Here is a 13,940-nt window from a genome sequence, read left to right as displayed (position 1 = left end):
CTATTTACTAGCAAAAGGTGTTGTGATGCGAATTCGGCTCTCAGTTCACCGCGTCCGTCGAGACGCATTCACGCTGGTCGAAATTTTGGTCGTGATCGCGATCATCGGAATCCTGGTCTCGTTATCGTTGCCCGCGATTAGCGCCGCCAAAGAACGAATGAACCGAGCCAAATGTGCCGACCAGCTGCGACAAATCGCGATGGCGACGATCAATCATCAAACCAGTCACGACACATTACCCGGATACCTACAGCAGTTTGGCGAGTTTGCTGGCGGCATGGATCCCGCGGATCCCGGCAGCTACGGCGGCAACGTTCCTCGTCACATGAAGATCGGGGGATGGCAGGTTGCGATTCTCGCCAAAATGGATCATCAACCGCTCTATGATCGCTGGAGTTTGGATCGGTATCCGTTGTTGTCCGACGGGGCTGGCGAGCGAGCTGCAACCGAAGAAGGCTACAGCACGATTGCGGCGCCAAACGTCGAATTCTATCAGTGTCCTAGCGCCAGCGGCACGATGGCCCGCCATGGAATCAATCACTACATCGCCAACACCGGTATGCATGTCGATTCGTTTCCGTTCACGTACACGCGTCCGACCGATGGCCCCCGCACCGTCACGTTTGCCGATTCGATGTCCAAGGCGAACGGGGTGTTCAACAATCGTTACGCTGGATTTGATCCTGGGAATGCCACGGTGCTTGTGCCGACGGGCAAGCGGATTCGCACCGACGATTTTCGCGACGGTGCGACCGGCACGATGCTGTACAGTGAAAACCATCAAGCCCAACCTTGGCACCTGACTCGATTGACCGGCAACACGGATCACTTGACTGCCATTTCGACGGTCGGCGGAAAAGAGGTCACGGTCTATCCGGTGGAATCACGTTACTTGCAAGGCAGCGTGTGGCATTTTGAAGACGAAAAATTGTTCGCCGGCGCTCCGGCACCGCAGCCTCTACACAAGATCAACGGCGGTGACACGTACAATCTAACCATGACCACCAGGAACATGGCGGATGTCGCCCGTCCCTCGTCGCTACACACGGGCGGCGTGAACATGGCAATGGCCGACGGCAGCGTCCGCTTTGTGCTTGAATCGATCGACTATCGCACCTATCAAGCCCTGATGACCCCAAGCGGCCACGCCAGCGACGTGCCGATGAACGAGTACATTCCCAGCGACGAAATCTGAGGATTCGCCAAGGCACGCACTCTGGCGACGATGGTCGCGTTGGAACTTACCAGTCGCAAGGGGCGGCCCCATGGCATTGCAAACGACTCAGGTAGCTTCAATCTTAAGAATCTGCCTGCGGACATTTGGCAGCATCTCGTAGCGTGGATTGCCCGACGCATCGACTCCTGCATCAGGAACGACTCGCAGGAACTTTAGATCGAAACGATTCTCAAGCTTCGCCATGATCGCCTTGAGTGACCGCATCTTGTTCTTGGGCAGATCGAGCAACAAGTCTAACTCCGGCAATGACTGGGCGTCTTCAGCAGCGTTGGCAATGCGAACCAGATGCTTCCAGATATGGCGTTGCTTGATTCGCCGCAGCTTCATCGGCAGCGGCAGCGCCGCCACGTCTTCGCCCTGGGGCTTGCTTGGACTGTTGGCATCCGCCGCGAGTCGGTTGCCCTTGCGTCCGCGCCGTCCCACGCTGTCATTTGCATCGCGATCACAATCCGGAGCATTGATCGCCGATCGCAATTGCTTGATTGCTTTGCGGCAATCGTTCGTGTCGTCAAGATTTACCATCAGGTAGGGCATCGGTAGCCTTTCAATAAAAATAGGTTATAGCACGCCCTCACACCCAACATTTGCGTGAGCAACGCTTACGCAGCACGTAATCATTGTACGCAAAGATCTCATGCGATCAAGGACTAATCCGCTCACCGGATCGCTCTACCGTAAACCTGACGCTGCGGAGCAGCCGTAAGCCGAAGTTTTTGCGTTAAGGACACTTCGCAACACTCCCGCTCGCTCTTTGGCGTTCTAGTAAGGTTTCGAACTCGGTAACCGGGCTAATTTGGTGGGAAATTGAGATCTCGGAGGATCGAGAGCCGGGTACATGCCCGGACGCCTACTCGATTTCGCTCTGGCAGCGTATAAACAGGGCTCCGATCTCGACGTTACTGAGACGGCACAGCAAAGAATCATCCGAGGCTGGCCGTCCGATGGAGCAAAAACATGAGCAAAACACAAATTTTGGCGGCACGCGCAGGCGAAATCACTCCCGAAATGGAGTTCTGTGCCAAACGAGAAGAACTCGCCGTCGAACTGATCCGTGACGAAGTCGCGGCTGGACGAATGGTCATCCCTGCAAACAAGGTCCACGCCGCCGGGGCTCTCGAGCCGATGTGCATCGGGATCGCAGCAAAATGCAAGATCAACGCGAATATCGGCAACAGTGCCGTGACCAGTAACGCCGGCGAAGAACTGCAAAAACTGCACACCGCGGTCCACCACGGTGCCGATACCGTGATGGATTTGTCGACCGGCAAAGACATCGACAACATTCGCAAACAGATCATCGAAAAGAGCCCGGTGCCGATCGGAACCGTACCGATCTACCAAATGCTCGAAGAACTCGGCGGCAACATCGAAGACATGACCGCTCAGCACTTCTTGGACATGGTCGAGCACCAAGCCAAGCAGGGCGTCGATTACATGACCGTCCACTGTGGCGTCAAGCTCGAGCATCTGCATTTGAGCGTCAATCGCGTGACCGGAATCGTCAGCCGCGGGGGATCGCTGATCTCGAAATGGATGATGGCTCACAACAAACAAAATCCGCTGTACACCGCCTTTGATGATCTCTGCGACATCATGCGCGAGTACGACGTGACTTGGTCGCTTGGCGATGGGCTTCGCCCGGGTTCGATCGCGGATGCTTCGGATGCCGCTCAATTCGCCGAACTCGAAGTGCTCGGTGAATTGACCAAACGGGGTCAAGACAACGGAACGCAAGTCATGGTCGAGGGACCAGGACACATTCCGATGCACCAAATCCAAATGAACATTGAAAAGCAAATCGAGCTTTGCAATGGCGCGCCGTTCTACGTGCTTGGCCCATTGGTGACCGATATCGCGCCGGGTTACGACCACATCACCAGCGCCATCGGCGCCGCGATGGCCGGCTGGCACGGAGCTGCGATGTTGTGCTACGTAACCCCGAAAGAGCACCTTGGACTACCGAACGAAGAAGACGTCAAGCAAGGCGTGATCGCTTACAAGATCTCGGCTCATGCGGCCGACGTTGCACGCGGACGCAAGGGAGCCCAAGACCGTGATGACGCGCTCAGCCGAGCCCGTTTCGCGTTCGATTGGAACGAGCAGTTCCGCTTGTCACTGGATCCGGAAACCGCACAGCGTTACCACGACGAAACGCTGCCGCAAGACACGTTCAAAAGCGCCCACTTCTGCAGCATGTGCGGACCGAAGTACTGCTCGATGAAAATCACCGAAGACATCCGCAAGATGGCCAATGAAGGCCAGCTCGTCGAAATCAAAGACTAGTTTTGCGGGATGTAAAACCGAAGTTCGGTCGTAGCGGAAGTCGTCAAGACTTTCGTTACAGCGGCCCGACGGTCTGCAACGTGTGAGTAAGCACATCTACCTCGCACTTGCCATCGACAACGCATTCGAAAGACATAAAGCCCAGGGTTGCAACCAGCACCTGGGCTTTTTTCATGGACTCTGGGCTTTTTTGTGGACGCTGGGCGGGTGCAAGTTCACCGGCAAGCGGCCTGGAGGATTAGAGATGGCAGCGTGCAAGTTCAGGCTCACCAACCTTTCGCCAGAAGGTGGTGATTCGTATTGGCCGGCAATCATCCACGCTCTGGCAATCATCCACGCTCTGGCAATCATCCACGCTCTGGCGAGCGTAGCTACGGAACGTAAATTCCGCAATTTGCCGTCTCTAAATGCTTCACAGCGTTGACCCAAACGGCCAACCTAAGAACGGCGTTGTCGAACTAACGCAGCAGTCTTTTTGTTGGGAGGGTAAAAAAAGCATCTCGTTTACTCGCGGGCGGCGATATCGGCGCCGCTGCCGATCAAGATGCCGGTGCCTCGCAATTGCCACAGAAAGAACGCGGCTCCGGCGGCCATCAAGAGGCTGCTGAGCATGAAGATATGCTGAGGGGAATCGCCAAACGCGGGACGAATCGCCCAGTACAGCAGAGCCGCAACGGTTAAAAACACAAACGAGACGGCGTTCGCGGTCCCCAAGAACCGGCCTCGCTCGCTATCAGGCGACATGTATTGCAGCAAAGCCTGCAGCGGAACGATATAGAATCCGGCAAAAAAGCCCGCTCCAAAGATAAAGAAGCCGACGTTACTAAACGCCACTCGTACCATCGGCTGCAAATCGGGAAGCGACGGCGGAACAAACGACAACAACGCAAAGAAGACAACCAAACCCGCAGCTCCGATCGGGATCAAACGAGGCTCGATGTGATGCCCGGACAACAATCCTGCCACGGCACAGCCGACTCCGATTGAAACTCCCAAAACTCCCATCAACACGCTGGCTTCGGTACTCGAAATCTTGAGCACCTCGGTGTACTCGGGGACGATAAACAGTGCGATTCCGGCCAGCAGGTAGAAATAGCCCCACGCCATCATCACCATCAACAGTCGCGTTTTGGACATTTCACGGACGGTCGTGATGTAGGTGCTGAGCGGATTGAAATCAAATTTTGCATCGCGATCGCCTGCGGGTAGTGGCGTCAACAGAAACGCCGACACCAGTCCCGCGATCGCGATCAAAACCAACACGACCATAGGCAGCCAAATGAGGCCGCGAATTTGGTCAGGAAAAAATGCGTCACTGACGACGCCTGCGACCAGCGTTCCGACGATCACGGCGACGTTGGTCATCATATTGATCGTTCCGTTGGCACGGCTGAGATCCGAATCATCGACCAGCTCGGGAATCATGCCGTATTTTGCTGGCCCAAAGAACGAGCTTTGACAGGTCAACGCCAATAACGCCAGCAGCGTGACCCACAAACTGCCCATCAGAAAGCCGATTCCGGCGAGGATCACGATCGGGATCTCGATGATTTTCACCCACATCGTCACGGTTCGCTTGGAATAGCGATCAGCGATTTGGCCAGCATAGCCCGACAGAAAGATAAAGGGCAGCGTGAAACAGATCCCTACGATCCCTTGGCCCCCTTCGCCAAGATCGCCGGCCCACAAACCGCCTTGAATCACCATGAACGTCAACACCCCCTTGAGGACGTTATCGTTCATGGCTCCGAAAAACTGAGCGGCGAGCAGTCCGAGGAAACCGCGTCTGAGGAGATGGCTTGGCACGTTTTTTCGCTTGATGAAGGGTCACGTTCGGGGGACCGCGAAATCTTAACAGAAACGCCCCTCGCGCCGCGACGCCGATGAGAACCGAGGGCCGGGCAGGCAACGCGGTGAAGTATTCAGAGGCGGCAAAATACGGTATTTGTGTTTCGTAGCTACGCTCGCCAGAGCGTGGATGGTTGCCGCGCAATGACGAATCACCACCTTCCAGCGAAGGTAACTACAGAGAAGGCTTCACGAAAAACACACAATTGCCAAACACACCACCGCCGCAATCAGTGACGATAACGGTCGATCACCTCGGGCAGCGGGTAGGCGGTGACGTCCCGATCTTCGTCGCTGGCGGCGATCTCAAGCAGCCGCTCGTAGCCGCGTGTGATCAACGCGACTCGCTCGGCCACAAAATCGGGATCAAGATTCGCCAACCCCATCTCGCCTGGGACCACGACACGCTCAAAGTCCGGATGGTCGATAAATTGAGCGAGCACGGGATTACAGCGAAGGTGCCGCTCGGGGGTCGTGTGCAACACCTCGGGGTCGAGTTCACCGATCACATAGCGAAGATACAGATCACTGTCGACGATCGCGGACACATCCTGGCCGCAGACTTCGCACAGATAACCTTGATCACACTTTGCCATTCGAATCTTTTTCAGTACGCAGGGCAGAAGCCCATTCCGAACAACCTACGACTCGAGTCCTAGCACGTCGAACATGTTATAGAGTCCCTTCGGGCGACCTTGCAGCCATTTTGCTGCGGCCAAAGCTCCAGCGGCGTAACAATCGCGGTTGCTGGCGGCAACGTTTAGTTCAATTTTTTCGCCAAGCATTCCGAACACGATCGTATGCTCGCCGGGATTGTCTCCGACACGGACGGCGTGGTAACCAATTTCGTTGCGGGTTCGTTCGCCGGTGTGACCTTCACGTCCGTGGACATGCAGCGTTTCGTCGCTCAGTTTTTTGCCGATCAGTTCACCGAACTTTAGTGCCGTGCCGCTGGGGGCGTCGGCTTTGAAGCGATGGTGACGTTCGATGATTTCGACATCCAAGCCGCCCTGAACATCGCCAAGCGTATCGGCGACCTGTTCAGCAAGCTTCATCGTCAAATTGACCGCCAACGACATGCTGGGCGCCCAAACGATCGGAATCAGCTTTGCAGCCGCTTGCAGTTTCGTTTTCTGCTCGTCACTTAGTCCCGTGGTGGCAACGACCAATGGCGTGCTGGCCTCGACACACGTTTCGATGCAATGATTCAGCGCTTCGGGAAGCGAGAAATCGATCACCACATCGACTTCTTCGGGCCAATCCGAGGCAAGCGGAACGCCGATCGGAGCGAATCCAGCGACGGCGCCGGCATCTTGGCCTAGCAGCGGGTTTCCGGCGTGATCGATCGCGGCAACGATTTGGAATTCGGTATCTTCCGAAGCCAGAGCAACGACACGTCGCCCCATTCGTCCCGCGGCACCATGAACAGCAAGTTTGATTGATGTAGTAGTCATACGGTTAATGTAACGCGTCACCGACCCTTGGGGTAGCGGAATAGAAGCACTGAATCTTTGTTCCCAATCCACGTCGAAAACGCCTGCCCAACGCGAGCGTGATGTCGCCGCTGAAACGGAGGGCTAGTTGATTTATTGAGCCGCGACGCGTCAGCGGCCGGGTCCTACGCACGCCCCGGTGCCTTACGGCCCACGGCTCAGTGTTGCTCGAGATACTGGCTGAGCGTTTCGATGTTGGCAATCATGGTTGCCGAAGCGATCACACCTTCTTTCGGCGTTACCTTTTTCCCCCGCTCGTCGCGTACAAAGCCTGGCTCGAGCCAACCGCCGTTGGCGGATTGCGAGCGGATCAGCTCGGCCACTTGTTGCCCCGTCACTTTGCGATCCACGGACAATGGATTCGCGGCCGTGATGGCTTGATAGTCTCGCTCGATTTCGTCGAGGTGCGAATCGACGACAAAGCCATAGTGATCCGGCATGCTGCGATCGTCGTAGGTGATTTGGTAGTCCTTATTAAAATAGATAGGACGATTTGTTTTCAGTTCGTAGTAGCGGGCGAGTCGACCATCGCTGCGAAGACAAGTCCGTAAATATTCAATCGCTCGTGGCAGCGGCTTTAGAAAACGCTGCTCACCGGTTTCGCGGTACAGGACCAACAAGGTTCGCAGTGCATCCTGAGACTCGCGGCCGGAAATCGCAGGCGGCTCGAATTGGCGATCCCACACCGGTTGCATGTGCCGATCGTATTGCTGGGCCCATGCCGGTTGCGGCTCAGGCATTTGCGAACGCAACAAGAAATCGCCTCCTGCTATGGCACTGCTGCGGTAGCGATCATCGCCATAGACGCGAGCAGCCACCAACATCGTTTCGATCATATTCTGAGTGATCCGGTCGTTCAGCATGTAGCACCCTGAATATGTCTTTGCCCACGTCCGGCTCCACGATTCGGGATAGCTCGCCGCGATCACGGGGTAGTAATCGATACTGGGCGGCGTGGTTGAAAACCGGTCATAGTTGTGTCCCCATGCTCCTGTCGGGTACTGAGCCGCGATCGTGGACCGCAGCGCATACTCGACCGCTTCATGAACGACCGCATCCTCGAACCCCAACGTTTGATCTAGTTCGCAGAGAAAGCGGATCGAACACGGGGTGGTGTCATCATCGATCAACGTCATGTTGGATTTGAATTGTCGTTTCTTCCAAATCTCCCAACCGCCGGGATAGGGTGTCGGGGCCGTGGTAAATGCCTTGGAAAGCGAATGGCCGGAATGTTTTACCAGCACTCGATAGGGAAGTTTGGCACGCAGCGCCGGATCAAATTCGATCGAGTATCCCCAACCTCCGCTCTGCAATTGGCCTTGGATCAACGCATCCCCGACTGCTTTGGCGGCATCCAAATGAACCGCGTCACCGGTGGCACGATAGGCAGCCAAAAAAGCGAGTCCAACCGCGGGCGTTCCAGGCGGCTGAACCCAAACTCGATTGGCACCGGCGACCCCTTCGCCGTGACTGTAACGCCCATCGACGCTGGACACCCAAGCGTAGCCGCCATGATCGGCCACGCTCCGCGTCATCAACTCCGTCGCCGCGCGAAGCGACGCCCTCACTTGATCGCCCGATGGTACCGATTGTGCGGAACCTAACGACTGGGACGCCATGAGCAGAAAAGCAAATCCACTCAATCGAAGGAACGCAGGATAAAAAGCTCGGTTCATGGACCCGTTTTCCGATAAGACAATGGCTTCACCGTTTCTTAACAAAACCGATCTAGCCGTGAACGCAGCGTGCAAAAAAGGGCTTGTCAAGGCACGCAAACCGCGACAATCAAACGATGGGTGTCTTGCATCTCTATAGGGAAGACCGCCCTTTCACTCAAACTTCACATTACCCTGACGATTGTAATGGCTCTGTGGATCCAAAGCATTGATCCTACTAGAAAAACTGAATCGATCGTAAAGTTGCCATTTTTCGGCAGAAGCGAATTGCCGCACTTCGCATGGGTGATCTGATCGATCCCGTCCGATACCCCTAATGCCATGACTCTTATTGCAAGCACTCGCGAACAAAGCATCGTGACCGATTGCAGTGAAGGTTTTCAAGTGTCGACAGGACGTCGGCTTTCCCAGACGGCAACGAAGTGACTGGCCCTTTCCAAAGGTCCCCATCCCAGTGGATTGGCCAGCACTGCCATTACAATTACATGGAAGTTAAAGGCGATGCGATTCACGTTTCGTACCAACCAACTGCAAGCCAAGCTTGCAGCCGCGGGAGTCTTCTTGGCTTTCGCGACCAACAGTGCCGGAGTGGTGTTCGGCGATGGCCCCCTCACGTTCCCAACGATGAGCGGAAGCCAAATTCAGGCAACAAGCTACAACCAACCTTTCGGTCTGTTAGATGACGGAGAGATTGGCCGAGAAGAATCAAGCGAACCGGTCGAAGAACCGATCGTCGAGTCGGTACCGGCAGCGGATTATAAAAAGCTGCTTGAACGCGTCGACGACATGGAATCGTCTTGGGAGAAATACCAAGACAAGCTCGCTGACGAAGCGGCGGAGAAGAAAAAGAAGCCGACCATGAAGATCAGTGGTCGTGTGCACTTGGACAACTGGAACTTCCTCGAGTCCGACGCGGGTACCAATTTCTTGGAAACCGGCGATCCGCTGGATGATCCCGAGGACCGCTGGGATTTCCGTCGTTTGCGGATCGAATTGTCCGGCGACATCCCTAACAACATGCTGTACCGGTTGCAGGTCGATTTTAACAATCCAAGTGAGCCCGAACTCAAAGACGGCTACATTGGCTGGAAAAACCTACCTGGCAATCACACGCTGTTGTTGGGTAACCAGAAACGCCCGATCGGCTTGGACCATCTAAACAGTAGCCGTCACAACGTGTTCGCCGAACGTCCATTGGCGGTTGAAACGTTCAACGAAGACGCTCGTCGTCTTGGTGCAGCGATGTACGGCTATAGCGACGACGAAATGTTCAACTGGCGATACGGTGTTTTCTTGCTAGAAAACATTGCCACCGATGGCCGTTACCGCGGTGACGACATGCAGGCCGGCGTGTATGGCCGGTTGGCGGCGAGCCCCTGGTACGACGAAATCAGTGGCGGCCGCGGCTATTTGCACCTGGCAATCGCTGGATCCGCAAACGATACCGATCCCGACGGCCAAACCGACGCGGACCAAAACAGCAACGAAGCTCGTTTCCGCACGCGTCCATTGGCGCGATCCGATTCACGTTGGTGGAACACCAATCGCATCTTGGGTGCCGAGGACTACCAACAACTCGGTTACGAATTCATGCTTAATATCGGCGCCTTGCAAATCACCAGCGAATACTACGGCAACTGGGTAGGACGCGACGCTGCGGGCGGCTTCTCAGGTGAAGACTTGTTCTTCCATGGCGGTTACATCTTTGCATCGTACTTCCTCACCGGCGAACACATTCCGTTGGACCGAGTATCGGGAACGATTGACCGAGTCAAACCATTTGAAAACTTCTTCTTGGTTGACCGATGCACCGGAGGCACGGGTTCCGGTTTGGGTGCAGTCGCAGTGGCCCTTCGCTACGACTATCTCGATCTTAGCGACGAAGACATTCGTGGGGGCGACGGCCACGCGGTCACCGCCGGACTTAATTGGTACTGGACCGCCTACTCGAAAGTTCAAACCAACTTGATTTGGGGTTCGATCAACAACGGTGGGCAAGGCCAAGAGAACAGTGGCCCCAGCGGCACCACGGTGCCGTTGGCCGCAGGCGTCGATGGCGACTTCACCGCACTTGGTTTTCGCTTCATGGCCGATTTCTAAGCTTCGCTTGAAAATCGTCCCCTTACCCACCGCGTAAAATTGATCCAATCATTTGTCCAAGGAAAGGACCCGATCATGTTCTATCAAACTCTTCGAATGACGCTCGCCACCGGCTTGCTCGTATTCGCAGCGATGCCGTTCGCCGTGAACCAAGCCGCAGCGGGATCCGGTCATCATCTGCTGGACCAAACCGGCTGCTGCACCAAATGCCCAGCGTGCGACCACCGCTGCAATTTTTCAGTCGACGTGGTCGACGAGACCAAGACTTGCTTTGAAGTCGAATCCAAAGTGATCTGCATTCCCCGCGTGGTTTTCCCTTGGCAAAAGGGAAACTGTGATGCGGTTTGCAACAACGGTGCGAAAACCCGTCGCATCTGCGTTTTGAAGACCAAAGATTACAAGTGCCCCAAGTGCGAGTACTCGTGGTCGGCCGAAAAGAAAGCAACCTGCTGTGACACTCACAGCGTCCCTCCTGCGATCGAGTACGCACCGGCCCCGGTGCCGGCCGAAGCGGTTGCTCCGGAAGCCCCCCAGCCTTATACGCTTCCGACCCCCGCGCAAGCATCGCGTCCAAGTGAAGACGCGTATTACTCGCTGTTCGAAACCATCTCCAATCGCTAGTCTAGACGAAACGAGAGTGACGTTTTTCCGTGGCCAATCTCGCAAGAGATTGGCCACGTTCGTTTGTAGATGCCCCTTCCCGAAAGCACCACGGACAAACAAGTGGACGACCTTAGCCGCTATGGCGGATTGATCTTTGATTGCGACGGTACGCTTACCGATTCGATGCCGCTGCACTTCGAAGCATGGCGTGAAACAATGGCCCGTTTCGGCATCGAGTTTACCGAACAGCGGTTCTATAGCATGGCAGGCATGCCCACCGATAAAATCATTCGCGTCTTGGCCGAAGAACAATCGGTCGACGTCGACCCCGAAGTCGCCGGGGCTGAAAAGGAACAAGCGTTTCGCCAGCGGATCCCCCGGTTGCAACCGCTCAAACGCGTTTGTGATATCGCCCATGCCCATTTCAACGTGGTGCCGATGGCGGTCGCCAGTGGCGGGGACCGCGAAGGCGTGTGGGCCCAGATCAAGCACTTGCAAATGGAATCGCTGTTCGCCGCGGTCGTCACGGCCGAAGATACCGAGAAACACAAACCGGAACCCGACGTGTTTCTGAAGGCTGCAGAGCTGTTGAAGGTCCCACCGGCGACCTGTCTCGTTTTCGAAGACTCGCCGCTGGGACTAGACGCCGCCGCACGAGCGTCGATGGACTGTGTCGATGTCCGCGACTTTACGTTTTACGAGGCGGGGCGAGCCTAAGTCGTAGCCCAGGCTGCTAGCCTGAGAGTGCGGCACGGCGATCAATTGGAATGTTCGAGCGCCTTGTCGCTGATGTCTTTACGACACCAGGCGCCTTGCCAGCGAATTTCCTTGACCGCCTTGTACGCCTGCAATTTCGCACCACTGATCGAATTTCCGATCGCAGTCACCCCCAGCACACGTCCTCCGGCGTTGACGACTTCGCCATCCTTGGTGGCCGTGCCGGCATGAAAAACCTTGACGTCGGTTAGGGCTGCGGCGCGATCGAGCCCGCTAATCACGCGGCCTTTTTCGTAATCACCGGGGTAACCTTCGCTTGCCATCACGACACAGATACTGGGGCGTTCATCCCATTGGAGTGGTTCGAGTTCACCGAGTCGGCCATCGATCGTCGCTTCGATCACGTCGACCAAATCGGTTTTCAAACGCATCAGCAGCGGTTGGCATTCGGGGTCGCCGAACCGCACATTGAACTCGAGCACCTTGGGGCCAGCGGAGGTCAACATTAATCCCGCGTACAGCACGCCCTTGAAGGGGCGGCGAGCGCGTTTCATCGCGTGCACGATCGGAACCAACACGTCGGCTTCGATTTTTTCCATCATCGCCTCGTCGACGATCGGCGTTGGACAATACGCCCCCATGCCACCGGTGTTAGGACCGGTATCGCCATCGTAGGCAGGTTTGTGATCCTGCGCGGCGGGCAACGTCATGATCGTTTCCCCATCGGTGATCGCCAGCACGCTTGCCTCTTGGCCGATCAATTTTTCTTCGATGATCAGCTCTTTGCCGGCTTCGCCAAATTCGCGTTGGTGGGCGATCCGATCAATCGCCTCGAGCGCTTCACTGCGAGTGCTACAAACGATCACCCCTTTGCCCGCCGCCAAGCCATCGGCTTTGACGACCACATGCACCGGATCATTCGGTTCGGAATAGCGATCTTTGATATAGCGAGCCGCATCCTCGGCGTCACGGAACGTCCGATAGCCTGCGGTAGGAATGTCGGCCATGTGCAGCAGGTTTTTGCAAAACACCTTGCTGCCTTCGAGTTCGGCGGCCGCTTTGGAGGGGCCAAACACCTTTAGCCCCTCATCCTGCATGGCGTCGACCAACCCGGCGACCAACGGAACCTCGGGCCCCACGACGGTGATGTCGATTGCATTGTCTTTGGCGAATTTGACCAATTTCTCGGTCTCGGTGACCTCGATCGGGACATTGATCGCATCGATTGCGGTCCCGGCGTTGCCCGGAGCCACATAGACGGATTCCACACGCGGGCTTTGAGCAATCTTCCAAGCGAGCGCATGTTCACGTCCGCCGTTACCAACTATTAAAAACTTCATCGCGGAACCACACTGTCGCAGAGATTCAAGAAAGGAAAATTCAAAACCCAACCGGTAAATTAGCAAACCCAACAAAAACCGCCACGGTGGGAAGCCCAATCTCGCTTCGGACGGACAAGATATTTTTGCGGCAATCGACCACCGGATCCACCAAGTGTCGCCGTCTCCCCCCGGCGGTCGCCATCGTGAGAATCACGCAGCTTAAGCAGGCCTAAGCGGTAGACAATTTTCCAATAACAGCTAAAATGGGTAGTGTCCTGCCGAAGAATGAAATTCTGCTGTCCACCTAACCCCCACCCCAAGGACGGCACATTCTTCGCAAAAAACTAGTTTGGTTAGAAGCGGCGACTGAGCGAACGTCCACCGTAGCTCAGTCGCCGCGATAACCTCGCCCGTGTAATGCCCCCGCCCCATCGATCGCGCCGCTAGCGATGTTTGCAATTGGCCACAGAAAATCGCTGAAACTGCGTGTATTCTGCTGACTTGCAACTAGAATTCGCTGTTTGCCGCACGCGTACCCTGTCACGCACGACCATCACCTGCTGATTTTCGGTGCGGACACCGAGCCCACCGCCACTGAAGAGGCTGAACGGACCCCACCGACAAAATTTCTAGCTGCTTCATGGGGCGGCACTAAAATCAA

Annotated in this window: 12 protein-coding genes; 6 read left to right on the top strand and 6 right to left on the bottom strand. The window is 55.9% G+C overall.

Going from position 1 to position 13,940, the window contains the following annotated elements; all coding sequences use genetic code 11:
• Nucleotides 1-25: 25 nt before the first annotated feature.
• The gene (locus ABEA92_RS09140; protein WP_345683510.1) at nt 26-1,195 is read left to right on the top strand and encodes a DUF1559 family PulG-like putative transporter; all 1,170 of its coding nucleotides are present in this window, start codon (nt 26-28) and stop codon (nt 1,193-1,195) included.
• An 87-nt stretch (nt 1,196-1,282) separates the two neighbouring features.
• Here ABEA92_RS09140 and ABEA92_RS09135 read toward each other — a convergent pair whose 3' ends face one another.
• Nucleotides 1,283-1,771: a hypothetical protein gene (locus ABEA92_RS09135; protein WP_345683509.1), complete on the bottom strand. Its 489-nt coding sequence runs from the start codon at nt 1,769-1,771 to the stop codon at nt 1,283-1,285.
• 396 nt (nt 1,772-2,167) lie between these two features.
• Here ABEA92_RS09135 and thiC point away from each other — a divergent pair, with 396 nt between their 5' ends.
• Nucleotides 2,168-3,520: a phosphomethylpyrimidine synthase ThiC gene (thiC, locus tag ABEA92_RS09130; RefSeq protein ID WP_345683645.1), complete on the top strand. Its 1,353-nt coding sequence runs from the start codon at nt 2,168-2,170 to the stop codon at nt 3,518-3,520.
• 82 nt (nt 3,521-3,602) lie between these two features.
• Entirely contained in the window at nt 3,603-3,944 is a 342-nt protein-coding gene (locus tag ABEA92_RS09125) for a hypothetical protein (RefSeq protein WP_345683508.1), read from the top strand.
• Nucleotides 3,945-4,024: 80 nt separating this feature from the next.
• Here the strand turns inward: ABEA92_RS09125 and ABEA92_RS09120 are convergent, their stop codons facing one another.
• From ABEA92_RS09120 to ABEA92_RS09105, 4 genes are all read right to left on the bottom strand, one after another.
• Nucleotides 4,025-5,326, bottom strand: coding sequence for an MFS transporter (locus ABEA92_RS09120; RefSeq protein ID WP_345683507.1), 1,302 nt, complete (start codon nt 5,324-5,326; stop codon nt 4,025-4,027).
• Between the two features lie 272 nt (nt 5,327-5,598).
• Entirely contained in the window at nt 5,599-5,964 is a 366-nt protein-coding gene (locus ABEA92_RS09115; protein ID WP_345683506.1) for a hypothetical protein, read from the bottom strand.
• 45 nt (nt 5,965-6,009) lie between these two features.
• Nucleotides 6,010-6,822, bottom strand: a complete 813-nt coding sequence (gene dapB, locus ABEA92_RS09110) for a 4-hydroxy-tetrahydrodipicolinate reductase (protein ID WP_345683505.1) — start codon at nt 6,820-6,822, stop codon at nt 6,010-6,012.
• Between the two features lie 197 nt (nt 6,823-7,019).
• Nucleotides 7,020-8,537, bottom strand: a complete 1,518-nt coding sequence (locus ABEA92_RS09105) for a pectate lyase (RefSeq protein ID WP_345683504.1) — start codon at nt 8,535-8,537, stop codon at nt 7,020-7,022.
• Nucleotides 8,538-9,038: 501 nt separating this feature from the next.
• On the opposite strand from ABEA92_RS09105, the gene ABEA92_RS09100 reads away from it, so the two are divergent.
• The 3 genes from ABEA92_RS09100 to ABEA92_RS09090 all read left to right on the top strand — a co-directional run bounded on the left by ABEA92_RS09100 (nt 9,039) and on the right by ABEA92_RS09090 (nt 11,957).
• The gene (locus ABEA92_RS09100) at nt 9,039-10,637 is read left to right on the top strand and encodes an OprO/OprP family phosphate-selective porin (protein WP_345683503.1); all 1,599 of its coding nucleotides are present in this window, start codon (nt 9,039-9,041) and stop codon (nt 10,635-10,637) included.
• 75 nt (nt 10,638-10,712) lie between these two features.
• On the top strand, nt 10,713-11,258 hold the full coding sequence (locus tag ABEA92_RS09095; RefSeq protein WP_345683502.1) for a hypothetical protein: 546 nt from the start codon (nt 10,713-10,715) through the stop codon (nt 11,256-11,258).
• Nucleotides 11,259-11,327: 69 nt separating this feature from the next.
• Nucleotides 11,328-11,957 (top strand): HAD family hydrolase, encoded by a 630-nt coding sequence (locus tag ABEA92_RS09090; RefSeq protein ID WP_345683501.1) that lies wholly within the window; start codon nt 11,328-11,330, stop codon nt 11,955-11,957.
• Between the two features lie 41 nt (nt 11,958-11,998).
• Here the strand turns inward: ABEA92_RS09090 and purD are convergent, their stop codons facing one another.
• Nucleotides 11,999-13,297 carry a phosphoribosylamine--glycine ligase gene (gene purD / locus ABEA92_RS09085; RefSeq protein WP_345683500.1) on the bottom strand — a complete coding sequence of 433 codons (1,299 nt, stop codon included), beginning with the start codon at nt 13,295-13,297 and terminating at the stop codon, nt 11,999-12,001.
• Nucleotides 13,298-13,940: the final 643 nt, after the last annotated feature.

The sequence above is a fragment of the Novipirellula caenicola genome (assembly GCF_039545035.1).
Taxonomy (GTDB): domain Bacteria; phylum Planctomycetota; class Planctomycetia; order Pirellulales; family Pirellulaceae; genus Novipirellula; species Novipirellula caenicola.
The sequence above is the reverse complement of the archived record's forward strand: the minus strand, read 5'-3'. Positions and strand labels throughout refer to the sequence as shown.

Excerpts from the sequence above, each read along its gene's own strand:
- ABEA92_RS09140 (WP_345683510.1), top strand. The coding sequence starts at position 26 with ATGCGAATTCGGCTCTCAGTTCACCGCGTCCGTCGAGACGCATTCACG.
- ABEA92_RS09135 (WP_345683509.1), bottom strand. The coding sequence starts at position 1,771 with ATGCCCTACCTGATGGTAAATCTTGACGACACGAACGATTGCCGCAAA.
- ABEA92_RS09115 (WP_345683506.1), bottom strand. The coding sequence starts at position 5,964 with ATGGCAAAGTGTGATCAAGGTTATCTGTGCGAAGTCTGCGGCCAGGAT.
- dapB (WP_345683505.1), bottom strand. The coding sequence starts at position 6,822 with ATGACTACTACATCAATCAAACTTGCTGTTCATGGTGCCGCGGGACGA.
- ABEA92_RS09105 (WP_345683504.1), bottom strand. The coding sequence starts at position 8,537 with ATGAACCGAGCTTTTTATCCTGCGTTCCTTCGATTGAGTGGATTTGCT.
- ABEA92_RS09100 (WP_345683503.1), top strand. The coding sequence starts at position 9,039 with ATGCGATTCACGTTTCGTACCAACCAACTGCAAGCCAAGCTTGCAGCC.
- ABEA92_RS09095 (WP_345683502.1), top strand. The coding sequence starts at position 10,713 with ATGTTCTATCAAACTCTTCGAATGACGCTCGCCACCGGCTTGCTCGTA.
- ABEA92_RS09090 (WP_345683501.1), top strand. The coding sequence starts at position 11,328 with ATGCCCCTTCCCGAAAGCACCACGGACAAACAAGTGGACGACCTTAGC.
- purD (WP_345683500.1), bottom strand. The coding sequence starts at position 13,297 with ATGAAGTTTTTAATAGTTGGTAACGGCGGACGTGAACATGCGCTCGCT.